At 55.1% G+C, this 20,156-nt stretch carries 20 protein-coding genes; 12 read left to right on the top strand and 8 right to left on the bottom strand.

What is annotated here, in order from left to right:
- Positions 1 to 100 precede the first annotated feature (100 nt).
- Entirely contained in the window at positions 101 to 655 is a 555-nt protein-coding gene (ssb1, locus tag ACTJKZ_RS15910) for a single-stranded DNA-binding protein SSB1 (protein ID WP_161733541.1), read from the top strand.
- 69 nt (positions 656 to 724) lie between these two features.
- On the opposite strand, the gene ACTJKZ_RS15905 is transcribed toward ssb1, so the two are convergent.
- On the bottom strand, positions 725 to 1,246 hold the full coding sequence (locus tag ACTJKZ_RS15905; protein ID WP_260059107.1) for an isochorismatase family protein: 522 nt from the start codon (positions 1,244 to 1,246) through the stop codon (positions 725 to 727).
- Positions 1,247 to 1,365: 119 nt separating this feature from the next.
- Here ACTJKZ_RS15905 and ACTJKZ_RS15900 point away from each other — a divergent pair, with 119 nt between their 5' ends.
- Both ACTJKZ_RS15900 and ACTJKZ_RS15895 read left to right on the top strand, forming a co-directional pair.
- Positions 1,366 to 2,193, top strand: coding sequence for an AraC family transcriptional regulator (locus ACTJKZ_RS15900; RefSeq protein ID WP_260059106.1), 828 nt, complete (start codon positions 1,366 to 1,368; stop codon positions 2,191 to 2,193).
- A gap of 77 nt (positions 2,194 to 2,270) precedes the next feature.
- Entirely contained in the window at positions 2,271 to 3,230 is a 960-nt protein-coding gene (locus ACTJKZ_RS15895) for a DMT family transporter (RefSeq protein ID WP_161733548.1), read from the top strand.
- Between the two features lie 923 nt (positions 3,231 to 4,153).
- On the opposite strand, the gene ACTJKZ_RS15890 is transcribed toward ACTJKZ_RS15895, so the two are convergent.
- Positions 4,154 to 4,549, bottom strand: a complete 396-nt coding sequence (locus ACTJKZ_RS15890; RefSeq protein ID WP_013359793.1) for a transposase — start codon at positions 4,547 to 4,549, stop codon at positions 4,154 to 4,156.
- A gap of 524 nt (positions 4,550 to 5,073) precedes the next feature.
- Here ACTJKZ_RS15890 and ACTJKZ_RS15885 point away from each other — a divergent pair.
- Positions 5,074 to 6,330 (top strand): oligosaccharide flippase family protein, encoded by a 1,257-nt coding sequence (locus ACTJKZ_RS15885; protein WP_013359794.1) that lies wholly within the window; start codon positions 5,074 to 5,076, stop codon positions 6,328 to 6,330.
- Positions 6,331 to 6,338: 8 nt separating this feature from the next.
- Complete coding sequence (locus ACTJKZ_RS15880; RefSeq protein WP_440829828.1) at positions 6,339 to 7,289, top strand: ATP-grasp fold amidoligase family protein; 951 nt, start codon at positions 6,339 to 6,341, stop codon at positions 7,287 to 7,289.
- A 54-nt stretch (positions 7,290 to 7,343) separates the two neighbouring features.
- Here ACTJKZ_RS15880 and ACTJKZ_RS15875 read toward each other — a convergent pair whose 3' ends face one another.
- Both ACTJKZ_RS15875 and soxS read right to left on the bottom strand, forming a co-directional pair.
- Entirely contained in the window at positions 7,344 to 7,625 is a 282-nt protein-coding gene (locus ACTJKZ_RS15875; protein ID WP_013359796.1) for a YjcB family protein, read from the bottom strand.
- Positions 7,626 to 7,879: 254 nt separating this feature from the next.
- The gene (gene soxS, locus ACTJKZ_RS15870; protein ID WP_150012009.1) at positions 7,880 to 8,305 is read right to left on the bottom strand and encodes a superoxide response transcriptional regulator SoxS; all 426 of its coding nucleotides are present in this window, start codon (positions 8,303 to 8,305) and stop codon (positions 7,880 to 7,882) included.
- Between the two features lie 100 nt (positions 8,306 to 8,405).
- Here soxS and soxR point away from each other — a divergent pair, with 100 nt between their 5' ends.
- The 4 genes from soxR (at position 8,406) to ACTJKZ_RS15850 (ending at position 13,102) form a co-directional block, all read left to right on the top strand.
- The gene (soxR, locus tag ACTJKZ_RS15865) at positions 8,406 to 8,891 is read left to right on the top strand and encodes a redox-sensitive transcriptional activator SoxR (RefSeq protein ID WP_161733550.1); all 486 of its coding nucleotides are present in this window, start codon (positions 8,406 to 8,408) and stop codon (positions 8,889 to 8,891) included.
- A 39-nt stretch (positions 8,892 to 8,930) separates the two neighbouring features.
- Positions 8,931 to 9,596 (top strand): glutathione S-transferase family protein, encoded by a 666-nt coding sequence (locus ACTJKZ_RS15860; RefSeq protein ID WP_161733618.1) that lies wholly within the window; start codon positions 8,931 to 8,933, stop codon positions 9,594 to 9,596.
- Positions 9,597 to 9,957: 361 nt separating this feature from the next.
- The gene (locus ACTJKZ_RS15855; protein ID WP_161733552.1) at positions 9,958 to 11,307 is read left to right on the top strand and encodes an NCS2 family permease; all 1,350 of its coding nucleotides are present in this window, start codon (positions 9,958 to 9,960) and stop codon (positions 11,305 to 11,307) included.
- A 145-nt stretch (positions 11,308 to 11,452) separates the two neighbouring features.
- The gene (locus ACTJKZ_RS15850) at positions 11,453 to 13,102 is read left to right on the top strand and encodes a Na+/H+ antiporter (RefSeq protein ID WP_161733554.1); all 1,650 of its coding nucleotides are present in this window, start codon (positions 11,453 to 11,455) and stop codon (positions 13,100 to 13,102) included.
- A 45-nt stretch (positions 13,103 to 13,147) separates the two neighbouring features.
- Here the strand turns inward: ACTJKZ_RS15850 and ACTJKZ_RS15845 are convergent, their stop codons facing one another.
- Positions 13,148 to 14,050, bottom strand: coding sequence for a LysR family transcriptional regulator (locus tag ACTJKZ_RS15845; RefSeq protein ID WP_222924722.1), 903 nt, complete (start codon positions 14,048 to 14,050; stop codon positions 13,148 to 13,150).
- A 103-nt stretch (positions 14,051 to 14,153) separates the two neighbouring features.
- Here ACTJKZ_RS15845 and ACTJKZ_RS15840 point away from each other — a divergent pair, with 103 nt between their 5' ends.
- The 3 genes from ACTJKZ_RS15840 (at position 14,154) to ACTJKZ_RS15830 (ending at position 15,953) form a co-directional block, all read left to right on the top strand.
- Entirely contained in the window at positions 14,154 to 14,579 is a 426-nt protein-coding gene (locus tag ACTJKZ_RS15840; RefSeq protein ID WP_161733558.1) for a CidA/LrgA family protein, read from the top strand.
- The gene (locus ACTJKZ_RS15835) at positions 14,572 to 15,267 is read left to right on the top strand and encodes an LrgB family protein (RefSeq protein ID WP_150038354.1); all 696 of its coding nucleotides are present in this window, start codon (positions 14,572 to 14,574) and stop codon (positions 15,265 to 15,267) included. Before ACTJKZ_RS15840 ends, ACTJKZ_RS15835 begins: the two co-directional genes overlap by 8 nt.
- A 140-nt stretch (positions 15,268 to 15,407) precedes the next feature.
- Positions 15,408 to 15,953 carry a YfaZ family outer membrane protein gene (locus ACTJKZ_RS15830; protein ID WP_150011995.1) on the top strand — a complete coding sequence of 182 codons (546 nt, stop codon included), beginning with the start codon at positions 15,408 to 15,410 and terminating at the stop codon, positions 15,951 to 15,953.
- An 82-nt stretch (positions 15,954 to 16,035) separates the two neighbouring features.
- On the opposite strand, the gene ACTJKZ_RS15825 is transcribed toward ACTJKZ_RS15830, so the two are convergent.
- The 3 genes from ACTJKZ_RS15825 to acs all read right to left on the bottom strand — a co-directional run bounded on the left by ACTJKZ_RS15825 (position 16,036) and on the right by acs (position 20,113).
- A complete protein-coding gene (locus ACTJKZ_RS15825) occupies positions 16,036 to 17,691 on the bottom strand; it encodes a cation acetate symporter (RefSeq protein ID WP_161733560.1) in 1,656 nt (551 codons plus the stop codon).
- Positions 17,688 to 18,017: a DUF485 domain-containing protein gene (locus ACTJKZ_RS15820; RefSeq protein ID WP_222924719.1), complete on the bottom strand. Its 330-nt coding sequence runs from the start codon at positions 18,015 to 18,017 to the stop codon at positions 17,688 to 17,690. Before ACTJKZ_RS15820 ends, ACTJKZ_RS15825 begins: the two co-directional genes overlap by 4 nt.
- 140 nt (positions 18,018 to 18,157) lie before the next feature.
- Positions 18,158 to 20,113: an acetate--CoA ligase gene (acs, locus tag ACTJKZ_RS15815; protein ID WP_260059101.1), complete on the bottom strand. Its 1,956-nt coding sequence runs from the start codon at positions 20,111 to 20,113 to the stop codon at positions 18,158 to 18,160.
- Positions 20,114 to 20,156: the final 43 nt, after the last annotated feature.

The following is a 20,156-nucleotide window of genomic DNA, read 5'->3' as shown; positions in this document are numbered from 1 at the left end:
ATTAAAACTGGAACCCCGCTCGAAAGTGGGAAACAGTCCGCAGGACGTGTTAGAATTGATAGATTAGACTGTATGCATTAACTCATCGGGAGACAGCAACATGGCCAGTCGTGGCGTTAACAAAGTGATTCTTGTCGGGAATCTGGGTCAGGATCCGGAAGTACGTTACATGCCAAATGGTGGCGCGGTTGCCAACATTACGCTGGCTACGTCGGAAAGCTGGCGCGACAAGCAGACCGGTGAAAACAAAGAGATCACTGAATGGCACCGTGTGGTGCTGTTTGGCAAACTGGCTGAAGTCGCAGGCGAATACCTGAAAAAAGGGTCGCAGGTCTACATCGAAGGTCAGCTGCGTACCCGTAAATGGCAGGATCAGGGCGGCCAGGAACGTTACACCACCGAAGTCGTGGTCAACGTTGGCGGCACTATGCAGATGCTGGGTGGCCGTCAGCAGGGCGGCAACGCGGGTGCACCAGCAGGTGGCGGCGCGCAGGGCGGTGGCAACAACAATGGTTGGGGTCAGCCGCAGCAGCCGCAGGGTAACAACAATCAGTTCAGTGGTGGCGCGCAGTCCCGTCCACAGCAGCCACAGAGCGCGCCGGCCAGCAGCAACAACGAACCACCAATGGATTTCGACGACGATATTCCATTCTGATTCTGTTGGTCAGAGAGTGTAAAAAAGCCCGCTTATGCGGGCTTTTTTATGTGCGGCTTTCGCAGGCGGTTACGACCATTCCGCCACAATCTCGTCTGTGCGCAGCACACGCGGCACGTTGCCGGGAATCGACAATGAGGACCAGACCTCATTGTGCTGGTTTATCAACGCTTCAGCGCTGACCCAGTGACGATCGGCGGTGGTGTGCGCATCCGCAGCAACCGTAATGGCATAACCTGCACTGGCACCCACTTTTATGGTGGTATCCAGACAGTAGTCAGTGGCACAACCGCACACCACAAACTCTTCCACCGCCAGCTTCTTTAACAGTGCGGCCAGCTCAGTCTGCCAGAAGCTGTCGCAAGCGGTTTTTGTCACGTAATATGCGCCAGCAGGCTGAATCAGTTCCGGCAGCAGATTAAAAGCTTCATTTCCCTCGCACATCGCGCCTTCGCGGTGCTGGATAAAAATGGTGATATCGGCGCGTTCAGTCAGTCGGTTAATCTGCGCCACCCGACCCGCCTGGTCGAAGCGCGGCGAGATGAAGACCCCATTCTGCATATCGATAATCACTGCCACACGCTGTGCCATGCTTAACCCCATCCGTCTGAAAAAAGCAGTGTTACCCGCGGCGTTGCAGATAGCAATCTTTTGCATTTTAGCCCCGGTCGCAGGCATGCTTAGCAGACTGGTTAAATAAGGAGAGAGAAGTGGACGGTGTTCCGGCAAGTTTCCCCTGTGAGAAAGATCGCGCCCGGTTCCGGCAACTCGCAGAGCTGCCGGGTGTGGAACTCTATCAGGCCCACATCTCCCGCTATGCCTTTGAACCTCATACCCATGAAGCCTTTGGGATCGGCACCATTGAAGCGGGCGCACAGCGCTTTCGCTATCGCGGCACCGAATATACTGCGCCGGAGAACTCACTGGTCATGATGAACCCGGATGAGCTGCACACGGGTGAGTCAGCGTGCGAAGAGGGCTGGCGCTATCAGATGATCTACATTCAGCCGCAGCTGATGGATGAACTGACCGGCGACCGCGGCTGGTGGTTTAACGAGGCGCTGCTGACCGATCCGCGCGTGGCGCAGCCGCTCTCCCGCACGCTTGCCGCACTCTGGCAGGCAGAGTCTGAACTGGCGCGCCAGAGCCTGATTGCTGAGCTGCTGCTGCAAATCCGTCCGCTGGCGCGTATGTCCTCACAGCGCAGACCCGATGCCCGGCATCGTTTTGATCAGGTCAGAGATTTTTTGCGCGCAAACCTTGCAGAACCGGTGCGGCTGGAGGAGCTGGCCGCATTGGCTTCACTGTCGCCGTGGCACTTCTTACGTGCTTTTCGCCAGCACTATCACGTTACGCCGCATCAGATGCTGATGGCTTTCCGGCTCTATGACGCCAAGCAAAGGCTGGCGCAAGGTGAGGCGGCCGCCAGCGTCGCGGCGGCGGTTGGATTGACCGATCAGGCTCATCTCACCCGCGCCTTTGCTCACCGTTATGGCATTACGCCGGGCCGCTATCAAAAGCAGGTTCGCCAGCCCTGATAACACCGCAATCTGCTACAAGCATTTCCCGCCGGAACCCGCCACACTCTGCCAAAAGTCTGTATAAGGAAGAAATCATGTTTGCGGGAATTATGTTTGCCGTCACCGCCGGGTTGCTGTGGGGGCTGATCTTTGTCGGGCCGCTGCTGGTGCCGGACTATCCTGGCGCCCTGCAATCGGCGGGACGTTACGTGGCGTTTGGGCTGATTGCGCTGCCGCTGGCCTGGCACAGCCGTCGTCGGCTGCGTCAGCTGTCACGCGCTGACTGGCTTGAGGCCGTGAAGCTCTCGCTGGTGGGAAACCTCTTCTACTATGCGTTTCTGGCGAACGCCATTCAGCGTACCGGCGGGCCGGTCTCCACCATGATTATCGGCACGCTGCCGGTGGTGATCGCCGTCACGGCTAACCTCTGTTATGGCCATCTTGAAGGACGGCTGCCGTGGCGGCGGCTGTTCCCGGCACTGGTCATGATGGCGGCTGGCTTGCTCTGCGTGAACGCAGCGGAGCTGCAGAGCCAGGGCGCCACGCTGGATCTCAGTCGTTATCTGACCGGTATCGTGCTGGCACTGCTGGCGGTAATCTGCTGGACCTGGTATCCGCTGCGTAATGCCCGCTGGCTGCGCACGCATCCTGAACTGCGCCCCTCAACCTGGGCTACCGCGCAGGGGCTGGTGACGCTGCCGATGGCACTGATCCTGTACGCGCTGGTCAGCGTTCAGCTCGCCTGGCAGCAGCCCGATTTTTCGCTGCCGTTCGGGCCGCGTCCCACGGTATTCATCGCATTGATGCTGACGATTGGCCTGCTCTGCTCCTGGCTTGGCACCTTATGCTGGAATGCTGCCAGCCAGCGTCTGCCCACCGTACTGATGGGGCCGCTGATCGTTTTCGAGATACTCTTTGGCCTGTTATGGACTTTTCTCTGGTATCAACGCTGGCCGCCGCAGCTCACCCTGACAGGCATTGTTTGTCTGATGGCGGGTGTGATCTGGGCAATGCGCATCAAACCGCACCCGCAGGTAGTTACGATTAAAGAGTAAACCGTAAAACTCACCTGAATGCCTTTACCGCGCGGACAACACACCGCGCGGCTTTTTAAGATTAAACCCTATCCTGATTTGCTCGCTCTTCGGCAGATTTATACCGCGAAATCGATTTCATGGTTCCGCACTGTTGTCCGGTATTCTCCGATAACCTCATTCATTCTTCCTTTGTCAGTAAAAAAACGGTCCTTTCTGGCACCTGAAAGTTGTCTGTTTCAGCTCTGGCAACCTTTCACTGGTCAGATATCGGTCATTAATCAGGAAAAATAGCGCAGCATTATGGACGTTACGCTTTTATCTGCTGCTGTTTATTGCGTTAGGGTCCTGAGAAAAGGGGACTAAAAACCACCATTAACTTCACTCAGTGATAAATGAGTAAGAGAATTCCGCCGCTGCGTTATTAATTAAAGATTAATCTCTGGCATCAATGATGTGCAATGAAGAGAGTGAAAAGATAGACCCATAACGTTAGTGATAAGGAGCAATAAACTATTTAACCCGGATTAATCCTGGAGAAAGTTAATGCAATAAAGCCATCATCGGGAATTAAAGCGCAACCGCAAAATTTGAGTCAGGGCCACCATTAACTCAAATGTACGGTGATTATTGTTTGTGCGATGTTTAAAGCGGCTTAATGGTGTTGAGAGGATTTAGTTCCGACGATTAGCAGGGCTAAACTAAAAAAGGGAAGGCCCAATCCCGCATAAAGGGGATTGGGAGGGGAAGATAAGGCGTGGAATGCGAGACTTTTGCTGTTGTGAATCAATTTTACCGCAAAAAAAGAAGCTTAGCTGTGAAGCCATTCATTAGTTATAAATGGAGCGGAAAAGGGGGCCGCAATTGTCCTGTTAAATGATCTTCATCTCTTCTGGTAAGAACAAATCTCAGCGTTAAGTCTAAAAAGCGCGGTAGCATTAGGTTTAGCGATTCTCCGTGCCTGACGGATAGTGGTATACGCTGCGGCTGATATCTAATAAGCGGCAGCTGCGACGGGTGCCAATGTCAAAGGTGGTCTGCAGGAAATCTACAGCCTGTCGTTTTTCATTAGTCGTAAAGAAGTGCTTCAGAACGCTCTGCAGCATCTCTTTGTCCGAGTTGAGCGTCTGCAGTTCACGTGTGACATTCTGCAGTTTTTCTTCCAGCTCCTTGATTTTTCTGCCTTCTTCCGAAGACAACCCAGAAAACTTCTTTTTCCAGCTATAGAACGTGGCTTCAGAGATGCCTAACTCTTCACAAATCTCTCTGACTTTCACGCCCGATTCAGAAGCTTTAATGGCATTTGTGATTTGATCTTCGCTGTATCGTGACTTTCTCATAAATGCTCTTACCTTTCTTATCGATTAATGGATGAGAATGACTTTAATAATTTCTGGCACTATAAGATTTTATTAAGGCAGTATTAAAGTGCGCTAATTGAATTGCGAAGCCTAAATTAAGATATTTAGAAGAAATATCATCATGGGATAAATCTTATTTTATTCTTATCCGGGGAGCGTGCCTTCCTGGAGGCGGGTTTTTGTTATAAATTCATCGCATCCAAAATACGAAAAAATTCTACGTACACTGGATATTTAGCTTCGCCGACTTGATTAATATGCCGGTATAGCTCTTTAAGGTTGTTTTATTTTCAGCCTGAAATCGTTTCCATTTGAAGTGATTCGCGCCATTTATAATAAGAATTATCCTGAATTCACTCTCCGGATCATGATTTACATCTCAATTTTCGGACCAGCTTGGTCTGAAGTCATACATTTTCGCCAGGCCCACTGAGCGCTTATTAATTCGTTACAGGGATGTTGTACCGAAGCGGTTGTAGTTGAGTAATACTAAGGAAGAGTCGATGAAATTGAGCGTAATGTCTAATGCCGCCTGGATGATGTCTGAGAAGATCATCTCCGTTTTTGGCGTCATTTTTGTGACGTCTTACGTGGCTAAATCCTTTGGTCCAACGGTGTTTGGCCAGATGGCGTTTTCTACTTCACTTTTTGCAATGGTGCAAACCGTCGCAATCTTTGGCACCGAAACTATTCTGTTTAAGCGCGTCAGCAAAAATGCGTCGAAAGGTCTTCGACTGATGACCATCGCCCGTACGCTGCGCATGGTGCTATTGCTGGTCACTTCGGTGCCAGTCTTAATTTGGGTCTGGTACAACATGCAGGAAAACTTCCTGGCGTTTGCACTGGCCTCATTTGTTGCCTCGGTTTTTGTCACCCAGGACACCTTCAGCGTTTATAACAACGCGCGTCTTGCCTCGCGTCTTAACACTATCGCTAACGCTGTGGGCATGCTGCTGAGTTTCGGCATCAGCTTTACCGTGGCCTGGCTGCGTCTTAATCCGCTCTGGCTGACGCTGTCGATTGTTGCCGTGACACTGGTGCCTTACCTGATCAAGCGTCACAACTTCTATCAGGACCACCAGGATCAGATGCCACCGCGCGAAAAGCGCACCGCCTATCTGCGCTATCTGATGTATGCCGGTCTGCCGCTGGCGATCTCCAGCATCTTTATCTCGGTGCAGGTCAAAGCGGCGCAGATGTTTCTGGCAGGCACGGCGCCTGCGCGCGACCTCGGTCTCTTTGCGGCGGCGAATACTATTTCCGCCTCCTGGATTTTTATCCCGGTTGCGCTTATCACCTCCTGCTTCACTGAAATCTTCAGGGAGCGCGGCGAGGTCGCCATTAAGCTGGCTGCCCGGCTCAATGGCTACGTTATGGCGGTTTCATTGCTGATGCTGCTTGTCATTTCGCTTTACGGCGAGCAAATCATCATCGCGTTGTACGGACCGGAATACACACAGTCAGGAAGTCTCATTACGTTGCTGTCGATAGCGACCAGCTTTTCGGCAATGGGGACCGTAGCGTATCGCTACATGGTCAAAGAGGGAGGATTTAACTACTTGCTGAGGAAAATCATCTGCCTGATGGTCATCAGTCTGCCGCTCTCCTGGTGGTTGATCCAGGGTCACGGCATCATGGGGGCCGCGTGGAGCGTTTTCCTTTCAGAACTTTTGTCCCTGACCGTAATGAATTACTTCTTTAAAAACGGCGTCATTCAAAAGATTCAGGTTTCCTCACTCAACTACAAAACATACAAATGAGGTCAGATATGCTCAAGTTGAAAGAAGAACTCAGAAAAAGTGTGCAGTACTTTATCAAGAAGATGCCCTGGGCTTATCAGGACCGCATCTACTACTTCCATAAGTTCAGAAAGCTGCCCAATCTGCGTCAGCCAAAAGTGTTCAACGAGAAGGTGTTGTACCGTAAGTTTATCTTCGGCGATTACCAGAACTACGGTCGTCTGTCAGATAAGTACTCGGTACGCGAATTCATTGCTGAAAAAATCGGTAATGAGTACCTGATCCCGCTGGTACACGAAACCACTGACCCGACCACGCTGAACAGCCTGCCTTGCTGGAGGGGAACGGTGATCAAGCCGAACCACGCCTCCAACATGGTAGAAATACTGCTGGAAGAGCCGGACGCGTTGCGCAAGCAGCAGATCATTCATGACTGCTATCGCTGGCTGAAGACCGATTTCGCCAATGAAGCGCGCGAGATTCACTACCGCTACATCAAGCCACGCATCCTGGTTGAGAAGTACATTGGTGATGGCAAAAGCGCGCCGATCGATTACAAATTCCATATGTTCAACAAGCGTGATGGCCGGTTCGAATATGTGCTGCAGGTAATCTACAACCGCTGCCAGCCGCTGCTGTCGATGAACTTCTACGTGAATAACCTCAATGAGGCCTATCACAAGATTCGCGATACCGGGCTGGATGTGTCACCGATTATGCCGTCACTGGAACATGCGCTCGAACTGAGCAAGAAGCTGGCCAGCGATTTCGACTACGTGCGTGTGGATTGGTATATCCATGACGAGCATATTTACTTTGGCGAACTGACCTTCACCCCAGGTGCAGGGCTGGTTACCGGATTAGATCGTGGTTTAAACCAGATGATGGGAGATATGTGGATTCAGGACCGCCGCGGAACGCAGAGCCCGGGCGTTACAGTGCAGGATGTTAATATTCCTGCCATGTTGAAGAAAATTTAAGTTCACACAGCAATATAAAAAACCCCGCTAAGCGGGGTTTTTTATGCGTAAAAATCAGGGCATCGGCCAGTCAGCAGGCGCCTGGCTCATCGCATCGATAAAGGCGTGCTTTGAGATTTCCACGAAGTTATGTACGTTTTCCATGCTCAGGGTAATGCCCATCAGACCGGTAACAAACCAGCAGGTCATGCCTAAACCAATCCCGCCACACATAAAGGCCATCACGTGACGGCTATCCTGACGAAGTTTGGTTTTCAGGGTGCTGGCAAAAAACATCATGATTGCGCTCAGCAGTTCCCAACGCATAACAAGAAAACTGGCGGTTAACGTAGCCATCGGCCGGACCTCACTATCAGTAAGTATTCCTGACAATCTGCGGACATCACCGGCGACAAAAAAGTGTGTCAGGTAGGACTTTTTTGCCGTCAACCCAGGTTCAAAGTGTGACTTGGGTCACATTATATCACCCGATTTTAAATTTTGAACAAAATTTGACTCTTGTATGGTAGTGGTGTGCAGAAAAAATGAGCAGTAGAAGAAGAACGGCGGGGAAATCAGACAGATGCGCCCGGAGCGGGCGCAGCGAAGAATTAACGGACCGGGCAGCACTCGCCGGTCGTGCGCTGGGTAAAGCTGTTGATCGGATCGTTACAACCGAAACTCAGCAGGCGAGGGCGCTGAATCGCCTGGCGTCGCATGGTGTGGCGGTAAGCGGTCGGGGTCTGTGAAAACTGACGACGAAACACCCGTGAAAAAGTTTGCTGCGAGTCATAGCCATACTGCATCGCGATATCAAACACCGGACGCTGTGTCTGCGATAGCGCTTCTGCGGCCAGCGTCAGGCGGCGCTCACGAATATAGCCACCCAGCGTCTGTTTCGTCACGGAACGGAACATACGCTGCAGGTGCCATTTCGAATAGCCTGATTTTGCCGCAACCTCATCAATCGACAGGCTCTTATCGAGGTTCTGGTCAATCCAGTCCGTCAGGGAATGAATGATCTCTTCTTGCATCATGGCCTCATCCTTCTGGTGCTTAATAAGGGGTAATGGGAGTTTAGGGGTTTCAACGGAGAAGAAGTATAATTCCTCAAGTTAACTTTAGGTAAAGGGTCTGATGAAAAAAGAACGTAACTATCCAAAACCGGTCTTAACACCCGGGGAAGTGGCGCGCCGCAGCGGTGTGGCGGTCTCGGCGCTGCACTTTTATGAAACCAAAGGCCTCATTTTCAGCACCCGCAACAGCGGCAATCAGCGCCGATACAGCCGCGATGTGCTGCGACGCGTGGCGATCATCAAGATTGCTCAGCGCATTGGCATCCCGCTGGCGACGGTCAGTGACAGTCTCGACCACATTCCGCCAGATAAGCGCATGTCGACGACGGAATGGGATGCGCTGACTCAGCACTGGCGCGAAGAGCTGGATAAACGCATTGAAACTCTTACCCGCCTGCGCAATGACCTGGATGGCTGTATCGGTTGCGGCTGCCTGTCGATGCGCGACTGTCCGCTGCGTAATCCCGGCGACCGGCTGGGTCAGCAGGGCTCAGGTGCGGTGCTGCTTGACCCGGAGCAGGATGATAAACATCCGGCTGTGGAGTGACGTCTATACTTGGTGAAGGTCAACACACAGGGAATCATGATGATCACCGTTCACCATCTTGAGAAATCGCGCTCGCATCGGGTGCTGTGGCTGCTGGAAGAGCTGGAAGTGCCGTACCAGATTAAACGCTATCAACGCGAACCGACCATGCTGGCCCCGGAGGCGCTAAAAAAAGTACATCCACTGGGAAAATCGCCGGTCATTACTGACGGGAACCAGGTGGTAGCAGAATCGGGGGCCATTCTCGAATACCTTGAAGAGAAATATGATCACGAATTCAGGCTGAAAGTGAGTGATGAGGCGTCACGGTTACAGTGCCGCTACTGGCTGCACTACGCCGAAGGCTCGCTGATGCCGCTGCTGGTGATGAAACTGATCTTCGGTCAGATGGGCAAAGCGCCGGTGCCCTGGCTGCTGCGTCCGGTCGGCGCGGCATTTGGCAAAGGGGTGCAGAAGGCATTCCTGGATAAACAGCTAAAGCCGCACAGGCAGATGATCGAACAGCATCTGGCAGCCAATACGTGGTTTGCCGGTGAGCGTTTTACCATTGCGGATATCCAGATGAGCTTTCCGCTGCTGGCACTGGCGCGGCGTGGCGGACTGGATCGGATGCCTGCCACAGAGAAATGGTTGCAGACGGTGCAGCAGCGCGCCGCCTGGCAACGCGCGATTGCGCAGGGCGGCGAGCTTTCGTTGCCAGGTTAATCCTCTCTCCGCCGGCGCATCCTGTCTCATCCCGACTGCGCCGGTGCGAATCCTGCCTTTATATGACATTAACTTTATGGCCTCAGCGTTTCAGGCTGGCTTCCGTCGGGCGTCTGCCAGCCTCCTGCGCCCAATCTTTCTTTATGCCAAAGAATCTCCCTCTTAGAGTTGAAAACGTGGCGCTAAACGCCGGATAATCGCATGCCTTTTTATCTGGCTGCTTTTGACGGCTAATTATCTGCGGCAAGGTAAACGTTTGCCTGATGGGTTAATCCCGACAGTGACGCCGTCTACCCGCTTATTCCAGGGACAGCGATGGTCGCAGAGCGATCCACACAACAAAAATTTTTGAGGCTCAACTATGTCAACTGAATCACGCCCGGCCAGTGGAAAACTGGACGCATGGTTCTCGATCTCGGCGCGCGGCAGCAGCGTGCGCCAGGAAATTCTGGCCGGACTCACTACCTTCCTGGCGATGGTCTACTCCGTCATCGTGGTACCGGGAATGCTGGGCAAAGCCGGTTTTTCCCCCTCCGCCGTGTTTGTCGCCACCTGTCTGGTCGCCAGCTTTGGTTCCATCCTTATGGGGCTGTGGGCCAATCTGCCGATGGCCATTGGCTGCGCCATCTCCCTGACCGCCTTTACCGCTTTCAGCCTGGTGCTGGGTCAGCACATCAGCGTGCCGGTCGCGCTGGGCGCAGTGTTCCTGATGGGCCTGCTGTTTACCCTGATCTCCGTGACCGGCATTCGTGCCTGGATTTTGCGTAACCTGCCGATGGGCGTGGCGCACGGCACCGGCGTCGGGATTGGCCTGTTTCTGCTGCTCATCGCCGCTGACGGCGTGGGTCTGGTGGTAAAAAATCCGGCTCCGGGCCTGCCGGTGGCGCTGGGTCACTTCACCACTTTCCCGGTGATGATGACACTGCTGGGACTGGCCGCGATTATCGGACTGGAGAAGCGCAGGGTACCGGGCGGCATCCTGCTGACGATTATCGCTATTTCGCTGCTCGGCCTGATCTTTGACCCGTCGGTGACATATCAGGGACTGTTTGCCCTGCCGAGCCTGCGTGACGCCAGCGGTCAGTCGTTGCTGTTCAGCCTCGACATTATGGGGGCGCTACAGCCTGTAGTACTGCCCAGCGTGCTGGCACTGGTGATGACGGCGGTTTTTGACGCCACCGGTACCATTCGTGCGGTCGCAGGGCAGGCCAATCTGCTGGATAAACAGGGCCAGATTATCAATGGCGGTCGTGCGCTGACCAGTGACTCCGTCAGCAGCCTGTTCGCGGGTCTGGTGGGCGCGTCACCGGCTGCGGTCTATATTGAATCGGCGGCAGGGACAGCGGCGGGGGGCAAAACCGGCCTGACCGCAATTGTGGTGGGCCTGCTGTTTCTCGCTATCCTGTTTATGTCGCCGCTGGCTTATCTGGTTCCGGCTTACGCTACCGCACCTGCACTGATGTATGTGGGTCTGCTGATGCTCAGTAATGTGGCAAAAGTGGACTTCAGTGATTTTGTCGATGCGATGTCTGGGCTACTCACGGCGGTGATTATCGTGCTCACCTGCAACATCGTCACCGGCATCATGATCGGTTTCGCCAGCCTCGTGGTGGGGCGTCTGTTCGCCGGTGAATGGCGTAAGCTCAACGTCGGTACCGTGATCATTGCCGTCGCGCTGGTGGCATTTTACGCCGGTGGCTGGGCAATCTGACTGTACAACCGGGCGTGCGGCTGCGCGTCCGGAATTTTTCACTTTTTTCCCGCCCGGCGCACGCGTAGCTGACAACCTTCAATGCAGTTTGTTTTACACTTTAGCGCTTAACCAATGATTGAAAGAAACGACGCCTAAGGAAAGCATGGAAATCTTTTTTACTATTCTCATCATGACGCTGGTCGTGTCGCTCTCTGGCGTCGCGGCCCGCATTCTCCCTTTTCAGATCCCGTTGCCGCTGGTGCAGATCGCCGTAGGTGCGATGCTGGCCTGGCCAACATTTGGTCTGCATGTCGACTTTGATCCGGAACTGTTTCTGGTGCTGTTCATCCCGCCGCTGCTGTTCGCAGATGGCTGGAAAACGCCGATCAGTGAGTTCCTGCATCATGGTCGAGAAATCATCGGCTTAGCGCTGGCGCTGGTGCTGATTACCGTGATCGGCATCGGCTATCTGATCTACTGGCTGGTGCCGGGGATCCCGCTAATCCCCGCCTTTGCGCTGGCGGCGGTGCTGTCGCCGACCGATGCCGTGGCACTCTCCGGCATTGTCGGTGAAGGTCGCATTCCCAAGAAGATTATGTCGATTGTGCAGGGTGAAGCCCTGATGAATGATGCTTCGGGCCTGGTATCACTGAAGTTTGCCGTCGCCGTCGCCATGGGCACCATGGTGTTTACCTGGGGCGGTGCCAGCGTTGAGTTCCTGAAAGTCGCGGTAGGCGGCCTGATTGCCGGTGTGGCGATCTGCTGGCTGTACGGTAAATCGCTGCGCCTGCTCAGCCGCTGGAGCGGGGATGACCCGGCGACACAGACCGTGCTGCTGCTGCTCCTGCCATTCGCCTCTTATCTGATTGCCGAACATCTGGGCGTCTCAGGCATCCTGGCAGCGGTCGCGGCCGGTATGACCATCACCCGTTCCGGCATTATTCGTCAGGCTCCGCTGGCGATGCGGCTGCGTGCCAACAGTGTCTGGCAGATGCTGGAGTTCGTGTTCAACGGCATGGTGTTCCTGATGCTGGGCCTGCAGCTGCCGGACATTCTGCAGACCTCGATCGACCAGGCGCAGGCCGACCCGAATGTGGAACTCTGGATGCTGTTCGCCGATATCGGGCTGGTCTATGCCGCGCTGATGATCGTGCGCTTTGGCTGGCTGTGGATTATGCAGCGCTTCAGCAAACGCCTGCTGAAGAAGAAGCCGCTGGAGTTTTCAAACTACTCGCTGCGTGAACTGCTGATCGCCTCGTTTGCCGGGGTACGCGGTGCAATCACCCTGGCCGGTGTGCTCTCTATCCCGCTGTTCCTGACCAACGGCGAGCCTTTCCCGGCGCGTTATGAGTTGGTGTTTATCGCCACAGGCGTGATTCTGTTCTCGCTGCTGGTAGGGGTAGTGATCCTGCCAATTCTGCTGCGCGGCATTGATAGTATCGACAAAGGTGCACATCGCCGTGAGCTGCAGAATGCCCGTGCGGTGATGGCAGGTGCAGCGATTGAGAGCCTGCACAAGATGGAAGAGCGGCTGGAGAATGAGTCAGAAGAGAACATCGATCCGGAACTGCTGAAAGAGGTCAGTCTGCGCGTGATTGGCAACTTACGTCGCCGCGCCGAAGGCAAGAATGATCTTGAACATGCATTGTTTGCTGAGAACCTTGAGCGTCGTTTCCGCCTGACCGGGCTGCGTGCCGAACGTGCAGAGGTCTATCATCTACGCGCCACCCAGCAGATCTCCAATGAGACGATGCAGAAGTTGCTGCACGACCTGGATCTTCTGGAAACACTGCTGATCGAAAAAGAAGAGTAAGCCCTGGCTGGCACGCCTGTGGATTCATGCGGGCGTGCCAGCTTTTCACACCGACAGGCGCGGCGGTTCATCCGGCCAGTGTTCGCGACAACAGTTGATCCACGCCTGCGCACTGCGTGACAGATAACTCCCTTCCCGCCAGATCAATCCCAGACTCCATTTCAGCTCCGACTCCAGCGGCAGCCACAATAGCGACTGCTTATCCAGCCGCTGACAGATCGGCTCCGGCAGAATCGCCAGCCCCATCTCCGCCTGCACCATTGCCGCCAGAAAATCCCACTGACCGCTGCGCACTGCCACCGTTGGCGTCAGGCTGAGCCGCTGAAACGCCTGCATCAGCTGACGATTCAGTGAAAACTCCTCATTGAAAATCAGCAACGGGTGCTCTGCCAGCTCTGCCAGTCCTATCTGCTGGCGGCTGAGCCACGCCGGGCGGCGCGGCAGCAGCACGCAGAGCGGATGATGCATCAGAGGCAGGGTATTCAGCGGCAGTTCGGCATCGACCGGCAGCGCGGTCAGAGCGATATCCAGACTGCCCGCCAGCACCGCCTGCTGTACGGTCAGACCGCCGAATTCAGAGATTTTCAGCTTCACACCGGGATAGCGGCGGCGAAACGCGGAAATCGATCCGGCGATCTGCATACCGACCATCGGCGGAATACCCAGTCGCAGCTCACCGGTTTTGAGCTGGTTGATGTCACCAATCTCCGCCTCAAGCTGATGAAACTCCTGCAGGATTGCCAGGCCGCGCTGATAAACCGCCTGCCCGCTGTCGGTGAGGTGCAGGCGACGGCCATCCCGCAGGATCAGCGTACAGCCCAGTTCCTCCTCCAGCTGACGCAGCATTTTGCTGATGGTCGGCTGCGTCACAAACAGCTTTTGCGCCGCACGGGTAAAGCTCTGCTGGCGGACCACTTCAGTAAAGTAACGCAGGGCGCGGACATCCATAACTATTCCTTTCAGGCATGATTGCGATAATTTTAATTCATTTTTTTCACCTTCTGTTGACGATTTATACTGTGACATCAGTTTAATCGGGGGAGACAAGGTGATGGCGTTAGCGCTCACTCCACGCAGTATCCGTGCAGTGCAATGGCTCAGCCTGCCGCTTCAGCTGGGTTTCTATATCGGCCTGTTTATCGCCTGCGACCGGCTGGTGAGCTGGCTGAAGCTGCCGCTGCCCGCCAATATCGTCGGGATGCTGCTGCTGCTGGCCTTAATCGTGACGCGGGTTGTGCCGCTGAACTGGGTAAAAGCCGGATCGCGCTGGCTGCTGGCCGAGATGCTGCTGTTCTTTATCCCGGCGGTGGTGGCGGTAGTAAATTATGGCGATCTGCTGCGCGTCGATGGCTGGCGTATCTGCGTAGTGATTGGCGTCAGTACGCTGCTGGTGCTGGCTTCCACCGCCTGGGTGGTGGACCGGCTCTATCAGTATGAAGTCGCGCGCGCCGCGCGTAAGCAGGATCCTCATGCGTGATTTTCTGCTCAGCCTGCTGTGTGTAGCGGTTACGCTGCTGGTGTATGCGCTGAATAAACGGCTTTACCGCCGCTGGCGTACGCTGCTGTTAATGCCGCTGGTGATGACGCCGCTGGTACTGGTGGCGCTGCTGCTGCTGACCCACATCAGCTGGCAGGATTACATTGCAGAAAACCACTGGCTGCTCTGGCTGCTGGGACCAGCGACGCTGGCGTTTGCGGTGCCGGTCTATGAGAACGTAGCGATTATAAAGCGCCACTGGCTCTCTCTGAGCGCGGGCGTTCTGACCGCCACGCTGGTCGCCGTCTGCAGTTCGGTCTGGCTGGCGCGGCTGCTAACCCTGCCGGAGTCAATCCAGCGCAGTCTGGCCGTGCGTTCCATTACTACGCCTTTTGCGCTGGCCGCAGCCGGGCCGATTGGCGGTCAGCCCGATCTGGTGGCGCTGTTTGTGGTCATCACTGGCGTGTTTGGCATGGCAGTGGGTGACGTGCTGTTTCTGCGCATCGCGATTAAGCAGGGGGTGGCGAAAGGAGCAGGCTTTGGTGCCGCGTCACACGGTGCCGGCACCGCTCGCGCTTATCAGCTTGGGCAGCAGGAGGGCGTCGTCGCCAGCCTGGTCATGATGCTCTCGGGGGTGGTGACCGTGATACTGGCCCCGGTGATTGGACACCTGATGTGGACAATATAGTCTACACTGCGTTGCGCAGAGACAGCTGCAATTCTGAACGCGACACGTATTTTTACGTAAAGTTTCCCGGATTTTGTTGTCTCCCCGTTTCAGGCTGTTAACCTTGCGGCCGAATTAATTGTCCTTCACGGAGTGGAATCATGTTTAAGCATCTTGTTACCGGGAGCGCCCTCGGGCTGGTTTTACTGAGCGGTGCCGCTCAGGCGATTGAAGGTAGTGTTGATGTCAGCGAACACAATACCAACCTGAATCTGGGTCTGGGCACCACTACACCCGGTCTGTTTCTGAAAGGTAACTGGCTGCGTAGCGACCATGATGGCAGCACCTACGGTGCCGGTCTGGGCTACAACGTTGACTTCGGGCCGCTGCGTCTGGCACCGACCGCAAAAGCGATCTTTACCCATCCGGAAGATGGAAAAGATGGATTTGCGGTGGCGGTGGGCGGTGCAGCACACTACAGCCTGAACAGCATGTGGGGCCTGTATGGTGAATATTATTATGCGCCAGAGTCGTTCACCGATCAGCTCGACAGCTATCAGGAAGCCGCTGGCGGCCTGAGCTTCACGCCGGTTTCACTGCTTAACCTGCGTGTGGGTTATCAGTACATCGAACTGAACAACAAAGATGGACGTAAAGATAACGTGCTGGTCGATGGCCCGTACGTGGGTGCATCACTGCGCTTCTGATTCTGTTGCGTGAAAGAAAAGGGCGACTCCCCAGGTAGTCGCCCTTTTTTATTGCCTGATCGTTATGAACGAAAAGCCACAATCAGTGCGCCTTGCCCTGTTCAATACCGGTGCCGGTCTGCGAGCGAATAAATTGCGCGCGGAAGCGGGAACGCTCCTCTGCGCCCTGCTGCGAATGGTCGGTAATCGAGAAAAGCCAGATGCCGACAAAAGCCACCACCATCGAAAACAGCGCCGGATACTCATACGGGAAAATCGCCGTGGCGTTGCCCAGTACCTGTACCCACACGGTCGGGCCGAGGATCATCAGGATAACGGCGGTCAGCAGACCGAGCCAGCCGCCTACCATCGCGCCGCGCGTGGTGAGTTTTGACCAGTACATCGACAGCAGGATGATCGGGAAGTTACAGCTGGCCGCAATCGAGAAGGCCAGCCCGACCATAAAGGCGATGTTCTGCTTCTCAAACAGAATACCCAGCGCAATCGCCACCACACCCAACGCAAGCACGGTGATTTTGGACACCCGCAGCTCATCTTTCTCGCTCGCCTGGCCTTTACGATAGACGCTGGCGTAGAGGTCATGCGACACCGCCGACGCGCCCGCCAGGGTTAAGCCCGCGACCACCGCCAGAATCGTGGCGAAGGCAACCGCAGAGATAAAGCCCAGGAAGGTGCTGCCGCCAACTGCGTTAGCCAGATGTACTGCTGCCATATTGGTGCCGCCAATCAGCGCGCCGCTGGCATCTTTAAAGGCCGGGTTCGCACCCACCAGCAGAATCGCACCGAAGCCGATAATAAAGGTCAGGAAGTAAAAGTAGCCCATAAAGCCGGTGGCCCAGAAGACGCTTTTACGCGCCTCTTTGGCATCCGCGACGGTGAAGAAGCGCATCAGAATATGCGGTAAACCTGCCGTACCAAACATCAACCCCAGCCCCAGCGACAGCGCCGAAATAGGATCTTTGACCAGCCCGCCAGGCTGCATAATCGCGATGCCTTTGGGATGAACCGCCATCGCCTCAGTGAACAGCGTGTTAAAGCTGAAGTTGGCCGCCTTCATCACCATTACTGCCATAAAGGAGGCACCAAATAGCAGCAGCACCGCTTTGATGATCTGCACCCAGGTGGTCGCCAGCATGCCGCCAAACAGCACATACATCACCATCAGAATGCCGACCAGAATCACCGCAACATGGTAGTTCAGGCCGAACAGCAGCTGGATAAGTTTACCGGCACCCACCATCTGCGCGATCAGGTAGAGCGCCACTACCACCAGCGAACCGCAGGCTGACAGGGTACGAATCGGCATCTGCTTCAAACGATAGGAGGCGACATCGGCAAAGGTGTAGCGGCCCAGGTTGCGCAGCCGCTCGGCGATTAAAAACAGAATCATCGGCCAGCCGACCAGGAAGCCGAGCGAGTAGATCAGTCCGTCATAGCCTGAGGTGTAAACCAGCGCTGAAATGCCCAGGAACGAAGCCGCTGACATGAAGTCACCCGCCATCGCCAGGCCATTCTGGAAGCCGGTGATATTGCCGCCAGCGGTGTAGTAGTCGTTACGCGATCGGGTTCGCTTTGACGCCCAGTAAGTAATTCCCAGCGTAGCGCCGACGAAAATCGTAAACATGATAATCGCCTGATAGTTGGTTGCCTGGCGCTGCACCGCACCGGTGATCGCATCAGCGGCCAGCGCTGAAAACGGCAACATTAAGGCCAGCAGCCATAAAGTGAGACGAGTCATGATTTCACCTCACTGAGGATCGCTTTGGTTAAACGGTCAAACTCACCGTTGGCGCGCCAGACATAGACGCCGGTCAGCACAAACGACATCACAATCAGCCCGACACCAATCGGGATACCGCGGGTGACGTTAGTGCCGGCATGCAGCGGCGTGCCGAGCCAGCCGGGAGCAAAGGCAATCAGCAGGATAAAGCCAACATAGAGCACCAGCATGATCAGCGACAGCAGCGTCGCGAACGTCTGGCGTTTACGGACTAACTCATGAAAACGGGGATTACGTTCAATCTGCTGATTGATTGCATCCTGATTCGAAAGGGCGTCATTCATCACATTTTCTCCAGAGGGCTTGCACGCGAGAATCTCACGACAGGGCGCGGATTCAGCTGGTTATAATAGTTGTGACTACCGAAACAGACTGCGTAGGGCGGGTGTGGCGGGAAGCGATCTTCCCGCCGGACAGCATGCGTTTAAGGCATTTTGATCGACTGTTTCTCCTCAAGCAGTTTTTCGACGACGCCAGGATCGGCAAGGGTCGAGGTATCACCCAAGTTACTGGTATCGCCGGTGGCAATTTTGCGCAGAATACGGCGCATGATTTTGCCGGACCGCGTTTTCGGCAGTGAGTCAGTCCAGTGCAGCACATCCGGTGTGGCTATCGGGCCAATCTCTTTACGGACCCACTGGCGCACTTCGGTGTACAACTCCGGCGACGGCTCTTCGCCATGATTCAGCGTGATATAGGCGTAAATCGCCTGGCCTTTAATGCTGTGCGGAATCCCGACCACGGCCGCTTCGGCAATTTTAGGATGCGACACCAGCGCCGATTCAATTTCGGCAGTGCCAAGACGGTGACCGGAGACGTTGAGCACGTCGTCGACACGTCCGGTGATCCAGTAGTAGCCATCTTCATCGCGACGGGCACCGTCACCACTGAAGTAGACATTTTTAAAGGTAGAGAAGTAGGTCTGCTCGAAACGGTCATGGTCGCCAAAGAGGGTGCGCGCCTGTCCCGGCCAGGACTCGGTGATCACCAGATTGCCTTCACAGGCACCTTCCTGTGGCTGACCTTCGTTATCCACCAGCGCCGGTTGCACACCAAAGAACGGCCGGGTAGCGGAACCCGCTTTCAGTTCGGTCGCACCCGGCAACGGCGTGATCATGAATCCGCCGGTTTCGGTCTGCCACCAGGTATCCACTATCGGGCAACGGCTGTTGCCGATTTTTTTGTAGTACCACTCCCAGGCTTCCGGGTTAATGGGCTCTCCGACCGATCCCATAATGCGCAGGCTGCTGCGATCGGTACCTTCAATGGCCTTATCCCCTTCCGCCATCAGCGCACGGATGGCGGTGGGTGCGGTATAGAGCAGGGTGACTTTATGTTTATCGACCACTTCCGCCATGCGGCTCGGCGCTGGCCAGTTCGGCACCCCTTCAAACATCAGCGTGGTGGCACCACACGCCAGCGGGCCATAAACCAGATAGCTGTGTCCTGTTACCCAGCCGACATCAGCGGTGCACCAGTAGATGTCATCCTGATGGTAATCAAAGACGAACTTAAAGGTGGTGGCGGCATAGACCAGATAACCGCCTGTGGTATGCAGCACGCCTTTGGGTTTGCCGGTGGAGCCGGAGGTATAAAGGATAAACAGCGGATCTTCCGCGCCGACTTCGGCTGCAGAGTGATTGGTGCTGGCGTCCCGCATCAGGTCATGCCACCACCGATCGCGGCCTTCAACCCAGCCCACATCTTTACCGGTGCGCTGGAACACCACCACGTTTTTCACGCTGGTGACATTCGGGTTTTTTAACGCGTCATCGACATTTTTCTTCAGCGGAATGCTGCGACCGGCGCGGATCCCTTCATCGGCGGTAATGACCAGCGAGGCGCTGGAGTCGACGATGCGGCCAGCGACCGCTTCCGGTGAGAAGCCGCCAAAGATCACGGAGTGAACGGCACCGATACGGGCACAGGCCAGCATCGCCACCGCCGCTTCCGGCACCATCGGCATGTAGATTGCCACCACGTCGCCTTTTTTTACTTCCAGCAACTCAAGCACATTGGCGAAGCGACAGACTTCAGTATGCAGCTGGCGGAAGGTCAGAGTTTTGCTTTCGCTGGCGTCGTCGCCTTCCCAGATAATCGCCGGGTGATCGCCGCGCGTTGCTAAATGGCGGTCAAGGCAGTTTGCCGCCAGGTTGAGCGTGCCATCTTCGTACCAGCGAATGTTAATGTTACCTGGCGTAAACGAGCAATTTTTCACCTTGCTGTAAGGCTTAATCCAGTCAAGGATTTTGCCCTGTTCGCCCCAGAAACTGTCTGGATCGTCGACAGAATGCTGATACATCGCCTGGTACTGTTCAGCCGTAATCAGGGTGTTTGCTGCAATGTTCTCTGGAACGGGATGAATGTGATTTTGGCTCATAGCGGATCTCCTAGAAGATGTTAATGATATGTCAATCAATGGT

This window comes from Pantoea sp. 22096 (assembly GCF_052045955.1).
GTDB lineage: Bacteria > Pseudomonadota > Gammaproteobacteria > Enterobacterales > Enterobacteriaceae > Pantoea > Pantoea alfalfae.
Note: the sequence above shows the minus strand (reverse complement) of the source record. Positions and strands in the feature narration are given on the sequence as shown.